An 8,300-nucleotide genomic window follows, 5' to 3' on the forward strand; every position below is an offset into this window, starting at 1 on the left:
AACGTATAAATTTTTTTCATAATTCTCCTCAACCTTGCTTGTAAAAATGAATCACGCAGAAAAGATCTTGTAAATTTACGGTAACATAGAATTCAACAAAATATTTGGACTTTTTTCCGAATTTATTTCCGATAATAACAAAAAGTCGCCAACATCAAAGATAGAACTTTGATATGACGACTTTTATAAGTAGTGCCAGCTGCAGGATTCGAACCTGTGACCTACGCGTTACGAGTGCGTTGCTCTACCAACTGAGCTAAGCTGGCATTTCGTACAAGTGAAATTATAGAAAACTTCTCCGAAAAAGTAAAGTAAGATTCTTCTTAAAAAGCGATTACATGAAAAAAACTTGAAAATATGCTAAAATAAAGTATGTGAAAAAAGGAGGCGTTCGAAACAGATGGCTACATTTGGCAAAATAGAAACACACGTTGATCCTTCCGAAGCTGGGAAAAGTTTTCCCGTCAAGACACACGTCATGTTCACTATTCGCGGTGAATCCCAAACCGGGGTCGTCGCTAAACAATTGAAAAACGCAGCAGTCATTGAAATTGATGAGAAAAAAGACAATGAAGACTTGATTACTCATTCCAATGGTGTTGTCGTCATCAATTATAAACAAATGAAAAAGATTTAGTTTTCCAAGCAAAAAGCGAACCTTTTGACAGGTTCGCTTCTTTTTTTATTTTGTACCGAATAAACGGTCACCAGCATCGCCAAGACCAGGAACGATATAACCTTGATCGTTCAATTGCTCGTCTAATGCAGCAGTATAAATATCAACATCTGGATGTGCTTCTTGTAAAACTTTTACGCCTTCAGGTGCAGCTACTAAGCAAACAAACTTCATGTTTGAAGCACCGCGTTTTTTCAATGAATCAATCGCCATGATCGCTGAACCGCCTGTTGCTAACATTGGATCGACGATGAATAATTGACGGCTATCGATATCCTCTGGCATTTTGAAGAAATATTCATGTGGCTCCAAAGTTTCTTCATCACGGAACATTCCTATGTGCCCTACTTTTGCAGCGGGAATCAATTCTAAGATGCCATCTACCATGCCGATACCAGCACGTAAAATCGGTACAATTGCAACTTTCTTTCCTGATAAAGTTTTTTGAGTAGATAAAGTGATCGGCGTTTCGATCTCGATATCTTCTAACGGCATATCGCGTGAAACTTCATACGCCATCAACATCGCGATTTCATTCACTACTTCACGAAAAACTTTCGTTCCACAATTTTTATCACGAATGATCGTTAATTTGTGTTGGATCAATGGATGATCGATTACTTGAAATTTTCCCATAATAAATTGCTCCTTTATTCTGCATTTCTCCTAATTATAAGACAACCGCTATAAGAAAACTAGTCTAATGTGCATGAATTGGATGAGAATCTGTTAATTCTAAAACCGCTTTGCGGATCTCAGCTAATTTTTCTTCGTTACCGCTAGAACGCAACGTTTCAACGATCAGTTCAGCAACTTGCTTCGTATCCTCTTCTTCAAAACCGCGACTCGTGATGGCAGGTGTTCCAATTCGAATCCCGCTAGTTTCTTTGAAGCTTTTCGATTCAAATGGAATCGAGTTTTTATTGACAGTAATATGCACGCTGTCTAACAATTCTTCCGCTTCACGTCCAGTAATGTCAAAACCAGTGACTTCGATCAATAATAAATGATTGTCGCTAGATCCAGAGATCACACGTGTTTCTGGTGCTTGATTGAAAACTTTGACCATTGCTTGAGCATTTTTAAGAACCTGTTCGCTATATACTTTAAAATCTGGTGCCAATGCTTCTTTAAAAGCAACAGCCTTACCAGCAATGACATGCTCGAGTGGTCCGCCTTGCAGTCCAGGAAAAACTGCACTGTTGATTTTCTTAGCTAATTCCGCATCGTTAGTCAAGATCAATCCGCCGCGAGGGCCGCGTAACGTTTTATGTGTCGTTGATGTTACGACATCTGCATAAGGTACTGGGTTGGGATGCAAGCCAGTTGCTACTAGTCCCGCAATATGGGCCATGTCCACCATTAATTTAGCGCCGACTTCATCAGCGATTTCCCGGAAACGGGCAAAATCGATTGTCCGACTGTAAGCACTCGCACCTGCAACGATTAGTTTAGGCTGATGTTTCCGCGCCAAAATACGAACAACTTCATAGTCGATCGTTTCTGTATGAGGATCTACTCCATAGCTGACAAAGTTGTATAATTTTCCGCTGACATTTACCGGCGAACCGTGTGTCAAGTGACCTCCCGCTGATAAATCCATTCCTAAAACAGTATCGCCAGGCTGGATTAATGAGAAATATGCTGCTTGATTGGCTTGTGAACCAGAGTGTGCTTGCACGTTTGCAAATTTTGCGTCAAATAATTCTTTTGCCCGATCAATTGCCAAATTCTCAACCACATCGACAAATTCACAACCGCCATAATAACGTCGGCCAGGGTATCCTTCTGCGTATTTATTCGTTAAGACGCTTCCTTGTGCCATTTGTACTGCTTCTGACACGATGTTTTCTGAGGCGATCAACTCAATATTCTGTTCTTGACGCTCCGCCTCATTTTCTATTGCTCCCCATAGTTCGGGATCTAGTGCTTTGTAATCCATCCCAACGCCACCTTTCAATTTTCTGATTTAAGTATACGAAAGTTTCAGCAGATAATCGAATCTTTTGTTTACATTTCACTAAAATAATTTTGTGCTGCCGCTTTCTTCAAACGATTCATATAAGCCAAGCCCAAATGATCTTCTGGAAAGACTTCCGCGAAAATAATATCTACCTTCTTCGCTTCATCCAATGCCCGCAACCCGCTGAACAATCCTCGCGTAGCAGCCTCAACCGTTTCATCAGCAAATACGAAACGATCCGCAGAAGAATATTTATCAGCAATTTTTGGTGTCACAAGCAAACCGACTTTTTTATCATTTGCTTCCGCCCAAATTAATGCTTTTTCCCAGTCGTCAGAGTTGATCATCAAAACTGGCGTGTCTGGTGAATAATGCTTGTATTTCATACCTGGAGCTTTTGGTGTCTCACTCTCTTTGACCAAATGCTTATCTAAAGGAACCTCGATCCCTAAAATTTCCTCCAATGCCTCTTGCGTAACTGCACCCGGCCGTAAAATCGTCGGCACCTCACCACTTAGATCTAAAACAGTCGATTCTACACCAATTTGTGTTGCACCATCGTCTAATATTCCTGCGATTTTCCCTTTTAGATCATGATATACATGCAATGCTGTCGTTGGACTTGGCCTGCCAGATGTATTTGCACTTGGTCCAACTAGCGGTGCATCAGTTTTTTCAATTAAAGATAATGTTTTTTTATTATCTGGCATTCTGAAGGCAGCTGTGGATAACCCACCGGTCACAACAGGGTTTAAACTGCCTTCTTTGATCTTAAAGATCAAGGTCAGTGGTCCTGGCCAAAAATGTTTGACGATCTTTTCAGTTAAAGGATGATAACTTTCAACAAACTCTGCTGTCATTGAAAAGTCGGCGACATGGACAATCAGAGGGTTGTCGCTAGGACGTCCTTTGACCGTAAAAACCTGCTTCACTGACTCTGGTAAAAGCGCATTAGCGCCCAATCCGTAGACTGTCTCCGTCGGAAAAGCCACCAATTCTCCTTGGCGCAATAACGCTGCCGCTTGATTTATTTGATCTGATTGAAAAATTTTTGTTTCCACAGCTTCTCCACAGCTCCTTTTCCTAACTTTCCTAATATAAAAACTTTCTTCCACGACTTATCCCCGTGTTGTGGATAAACAAAATGTCAAGCGTGTATAACCATGTTGATAACATTTTTTGTCTTTTTAGCCCCACCGCTACAGTGTTCTTTTATTATTTTTTGCGCAAAAAATAATTTCTAGCAAATGACAACCATCCGATCGTTTCCTGACATATCTTGATGGATCGTTACTTCTTTTTCAGGATAGACGGTTTGAAAGATTTCCTTCACAGATTGCCCCTGCCGAAAACCAATCTCCAAGAAAATCATTCCATTTGGTTGGAGACATTCTCGACTTTCTGCTGCAATTTTTTGATAAATCGCCAATCCTTCATTTTCAGCAAAGAGAGCTGTCTTAGGCTCATAGGTTCGCACACTCTCATCCATTAAATCCCATTCGCTTTGACTGATATATGGTGGATTGCTGATAATGATGTCTTGCTTTTCAGTAATCGCAGATAAAACATCACTTTGCTTAAAGCTGATTCTCGCCTGCAAGTTCCGAGCATTTTCGGTTGCGACGTTTAAAGCACCTTCAGAAATATCGACAGCGGTCATTTCCCAATCTGGCCGCTCCAATTTCAAACTAACAGCGATTGCACCTGTACCTGTGCCGATATCAACAACTTTTTTCGTTGTATTATCATTCATAGATAAGCACAGTGCAACCAATTCTTCCGTCTCTGGTCGCGGGATCAAAGTATCTTCGGTTACTTTGAAGCGACGCTCAAAGAAATACTCATAGCCCAGCAAATATTGCGGCGGAATATTTTTCATAAGACTTGCTAAATCTTTTTCAATTAGCGCTTCGTCCGCAAGTGAAATTTCCTCTCGCATGTGCATTAGCCAATGCGTTTTATCCCAGTTTTTACGAGCCAGGAAAAGATACTCGATGGCATAACCTTCTTTTCCTGCGGCTTCTAAAAAAGAAGAAGCCCTTGACAGGACTTCTACATAAGTTTTAGCCATTCTGCATATCTTCCAATTTCTTGGTTTGATCATACATAATCAAGGCATCAATAATCTCATCCAGCTTACCTGCTAGGATCTGATCTAATTTTTGAATCGTTAAACCAATACGATGATCAGTTACACGATTTTGTGGGAAGTTATAGGTACGGATACGTTCTGAACGATCCCCTGTACCAACAGCTGATTTACGACTTGCATCATATTCGCTTTGTGCTTCCTGTTGAATTTTATCATAAACTCGCGCACGTAAGATTTTCATCGCTTTTTCACGGTTCTTAATTTGCGAACGTTCATCCTGCATCGCAACAGCAATCCCCGTTGGAATGTGGGTCAAACGAACAGCAGATGCTGTTTTGTTGACGTGCTGTCCACCGGCTCCAGATGCGTGATAAATATCTGTACGAATGTCTTTATCAGCCAGATCAATCTCTACTTCTTCTGCTTCCGGCATAACTACCACAGTCGCAGTAGAAGTATGGATACGACCTTGTGATTCAGTTGATGGCACACGCTGAACACGATGCGCGCCACTTTCATATTTCAGTTTTGAAAATACATTGTCACCAGTAATCATCATGATAACTTCTTTATATCCGCCTATACCTGTGACATTGGCTTCCATAACTTCTGTTTTCCAGCCTTGATTTTCGGCATATTTTTGATACATATTAAATAGATCGCCAGCAAATAAGGCAGCTTCATCGCCACCAGCGGCTCCGCGAATTTCCATGATAATATTTTTATCATCATTCGGGTCTTTTGGTAATAGAAGAATCTTGATCTCATCCTCTAAAACTTCTTTTTCTTTTTTCAAATCGGACAGCTCTTCTTTAGCCATTTCCGCCATCTCAGCATCTAAGTTTTCACCTAGCATTTCTTCCGCGTCACTGATTCCCTCTACCACTTTTTTATAGCGGCGATAAGTTTCTACCGTATCTCGCGTATTGGCTTCTTCTTTTGAAAGCTGCATGAAGCGTTGGGTATCACTGATAACCTGCGGGTCACTCAGTAATTCGCCAAGCTCTTCATAACGATCTTCGATAGCCTGCAGTTGATCGTACATGGATTAAATTCCTCCTAAATTGATTATTCTTTACATCATTCTTCTTTGAGAAAAATGATACTGATTTTCATCACATCAATATTCCGCTAGTTTTCGCTAGCAGGACTGGTAATTTCTGGGTGTATATAATGTTTGCGACAAACGGGGTAATACGCTTCATTACCTCCGATTTGAACTTGATCCCCTTCATAGACAGGTCGACCGTCAATATAATGCAGATTCATTGTCGCCTTCTTATGACAAAACCAACAAATCGTCTTCAGTTCTTCTAATTTATCTGCATAAAGCAGTAAATATTTCGAGCCTTCAAACATTTCATTACGAAAATCATTTTTTAAGCCAAATGCCATTACCGGGATGTCTAATTCATCCACAACTTGTGCCAATTGCACAACATGATCTTTCGATAAAAATTGCGATTCATCAATCAAGACACAATAAGGTTTGTAATCAAGACTTTTGATAAAATCATAGACATTAGTCTCAGAAAAAATCGGTACGGCTGGCCGGCTCAACCCGATCCGACTGGAAATCGTTCCTACACCTTCACGTGTATCTAATCCACTAGTCATCAATACCACCGGTTTATTTTGTTCTTCATAATTATGGGCAACTTTCAAGATCTCGATCGTCTTGCCACTGTTCATTGCACCGTATTTAAAAAAAAGCTGGGCCATTTCTTGTCACCTTTCCCTTTTGTTCCTATCGTATTATAGCGGAAAAGCCGGATTATTTACAGTAATAATTTTCAAAACAGGGTCGTCTTAGAAGATTCAACGACTATTTTCAACAAAGTCACAGGCTTTCTTTTTAAGAATATAAGCCTTCAATGCTATAATTTCGTGGTAATTATTTATAAATAGTAGGAGGTTTTTTCATGGCACAATCGACAAAAAAGAAACGACGCAGTTTTCCTTCCGCTTACACGGTCATCATTATTGTACTGATTTTGGTTCAGGCACTGACATTCTTTATTCCTTCAGGCAAGTACAGTACGCTGACTTATGATAGCGGAAAAGATCAATTCGCGATCACTGATGCGCAGGACAAAACGATCATGGAACCTGCGACACAAAAAACATTGGATAAGTACGATATCCATATCAAAGTCGGCAAGTTTCGCGACGGTACCATCTATCGCCCAGCCGCGATTCCAAATTCTTATGAGCAAATAAAAAAGCCCGAACGTGGAGTAATCGGTACTATCACACAATTCTTAAGATCTCAAGTTCAAGGGATTACCGAAAGTGTTGATATTATGATCTTCATTTTGATCTTGGGCGGTGTAATTGGGATTGTCAACGCGACGGGGGCAATGGATGCTGGGATGATGCGTTTGTCAGAAAAATTAAAAGGCAAACAAAAATGGCTGATTGTGATCGTAACAACCTTAATCGCTATCGGCGGAACGACCTTTGGTTTAGCCGAAGAAACTATTGCTTTTTATCCGATCCTGATACCGATTTTCTTACTAGCAGGTTATGATACGCTCACGGCAGTCGCCACGATCTATCTTGGGACGGCGATTGGAACGATGAGCTCTACAATCAATCCCTTCTCAACCGTTATTGCTTCGAATGCCGCGGGGATTAATTTTACTGACGGTATGCCATTACGTATCTTGATGTGGATTGCTGCTGTTGGGATTTCAATTCTTTACACAATTCGTTACGCCGAAAGAGTTCGTTTAAATCCAGCGACTTCGCTAGTTGCTGATCAAGCTGAGAGTGATCGCAAACGCTTTTTAGGTGGACAAGAAAGAGAAAAAAGCACAGATTTCACTAATCGGCAAAAATTCTCATTACTCGTCTTTGCCTTAGGCTTTGTTGTAATGATCTATGGTGTACAGCAATTGGGCTGGTATTTCACTGAAATCGCAGTCGTCTTTTTAGCAGTCACTTATGTTTTAGCATTCGTTTCTGGTCTAGGTGAAAAGAAATTCATCGACAGTTTTGTCACTGGAGCAGCCGATCTGCTAGGAGTGGCGTTGATCGTTGGTCTAGCGCGTTCAGTTGGTATTGTCATGGAGAATAGTTTCATCAGCGATACGATCATGAATTTCTTTAGTAATGCAATCAGCGGCATGAATAACGTCATCTTCATTTGGTTCATGTTCCTTGTGTACGTCATTTTAGGCTTCTTCATTCAATCATCTTCGGGTCTAGCTGTACTATCTATGCCGATTATGGCCCCATTGGCCGATGTTGTAGGAATCGATCGCGCATTGATCGTCGATGCGTATAATTGGGGACAAGGATTGATTGGTTTGGTTGCACCAACTGGATTGATTTTAGTTTCTCTTTCAGTAGTAAATATCGGTTTTGATAAATGGATCAAGTTTGTTACTAAATTACTGGTCACTATCATTGTCTTGATTCTCGCCTTCTTAGCCGTTGGTGTATTGATTTCTTAATATTCGAAAAAAATCAGCTCAAAATAGTGGCAGCCGATTATTTCCACTTTGCTTTTTTATTTTTAAAATTATTGACTGCTTTTATCTATGGACGACAAAAAGACGTGAATC

8 protein-coding genes and 1 tRNA gene are annotated in these 8,300 nt (G+C 40.4%); 2 read left to right on the forward strand and 7 right to left on the reverse strand.

Annotation, left to right across the window (positions count from 1 at the left end; translation table 11 throughout):
- Window positions 1–193: 193 nt before the first annotated feature.
- Window positions 194–266, reverse strand: a tRNA-Thr gene (locus A5875_RS08190).
- A gap of 134 nt (window positions 267–400) precedes the next feature.
- Here A5875_RS08190 and A5875_RS08195 point away from each other — a divergent pair.
- Window positions 401–637 (forward strand): hypothetical protein, encoded by a 237-nt coding sequence (locus tag A5875_RS08195; protein ID WP_088933135.1) that lies wholly within the window; start codon window positions 401–403, stop codon window positions 635–637.
- A 45-nt stretch (window positions 638–682) separates the two neighbouring features.
- On the opposite strand, the gene upp is transcribed toward A5875_RS08195, so the two are convergent.
- The 6 genes from upp to A5875_RS08225 all read right to left on the reverse strand — a co-directional run bounded on the left by upp (window position 683) and on the right by A5875_RS08225 (window position 6,453).
- Window positions 683–1,312: a uracil phosphoribosyltransferase gene (upp, locus tag A5875_RS08200; RefSeq protein WP_088933136.1), complete on the reverse strand. Its 630-nt coding sequence runs from the start codon at window positions 1,310–1,312 to the stop codon at window positions 683–685.
- A gap of 64 nt (window positions 1,313–1,376) precedes the next feature.
- A complete protein-coding gene (gene glyA / locus A5875_RS08205) occupies window positions 1,377–2,618 on the reverse strand; it encodes a serine hydroxymethyltransferase (protein ID WP_088933137.1) in 1,242 nt (413 codons plus the stop codon).
- 68 nt (window positions 2,619–2,686) lie between these two features.
- Entirely contained in the window at window positions 2,687–3,700 is a 1,014-nt protein-coding gene (locus A5875_RS08210) for an L-threonylcarbamoyladenylate synthase (RefSeq protein ID WP_088933138.1), read from the reverse strand.
- A gap of 179 nt (window positions 3,701–3,879) precedes the next feature.
- The gene (gene prmC, locus A5875_RS08215; RefSeq protein WP_088933139.1) at window positions 3,880–4,710 is read right to left on the reverse strand and encodes a peptide chain release factor N(5)-glutamine methyltransferase; all 831 of its coding nucleotides are present in this window, start codon (window positions 4,708–4,710) and stop codon (window positions 3,880–3,882) included.
- Window positions 4,703–5,776, reverse strand: a complete 1,074-nt coding sequence (gene prfA / locus A5875_RS08220; protein WP_088933140.1) for a peptide chain release factor 1 — start codon at window positions 5,774–5,776, stop codon at window positions 4,703–4,705. The genes prmC and prfA overlap by 8 nt, the downstream gene beginning before the upstream one ends.
- A gap of 86 nt (window positions 5,777–5,862) precedes the next feature.
- Window positions 5,863–6,453, reverse strand: a complete 591-nt coding sequence (locus A5875_RS08225) for a thymidine kinase (RefSeq protein ID WP_088933141.1) — start codon at window positions 6,451–6,453, stop codon at window positions 5,863–5,865.
- 200 nt (window positions 6,454–6,653) lie between these two features.
- Here A5875_RS08225 and A5875_RS08230 point away from each other — a divergent pair, with 200 nt between their 5' ends.
- Window positions 6,654–8,189: a YfcC family protein gene (locus tag A5875_RS08230; RefSeq protein ID WP_088933142.1), complete on the forward strand. Its 1,536-nt coding sequence runs from the start codon at window positions 6,654–6,656 to the stop codon at window positions 8,187–8,189.
- Window positions 8,190–8,300 lie beyond the last annotated feature (111 nt).

The organism is Enterococcus sp. 3H8_DIV0648, from assembly GCF_002140655.1.
Taxonomy (GTDB): Bacteria; Bacillota; Bacilli; order Lactobacillales; family Enterococcaceae; genus Enterococcus_A; species Enterococcus_A hulanensis.

Coding starts and splice junctions, on each gene's coding strand:
- upp (WP_088933136.1), bottom strand. CDS start 1,312: ATGGGAAAATTTCAAGTAATCGATCATCCATTGATCCAACACAAATTA.
- A5875_RS08195 (WP_088933135.1), top strand. CDS start 401: ATGGCTACATTTGGCAAAATAGAAACACACGTTGATCCTTCCGAAGCT.
- prmC (WP_088933139.1), bottom strand. CDS start 4,710: ATGGCTAAAACTTATGTAGAAGTCCTGTCAAGGGCTTCTTCTTTTTTA.
- prfA (WP_088933140.1), bottom strand. CDS start 5,776: ATGTACGATCAACTGCAGGCTATCGAAGATCGTTATGAAGAGCTTGGC.
- A5875_RS08225 (WP_088933141.1), bottom strand. CDS start 6,453: ATGGCCCAGCTTTTTTTTAAATACGGTGCAATGAACAGTGGCAAGACG.
- A5875_RS08230 (WP_088933142.1), top strand. CDS start 6,654: ATGGCACAATCGACAAAAAAGAAACGACGCAGTTTTCCTTCCGCTTAC.
- glyA (WP_088933137.1), bottom strand. CDS start 2,618: ATGGATTACAAAGCACTAGATCCCGAACTATGGGGAGCAATAGAAAAT.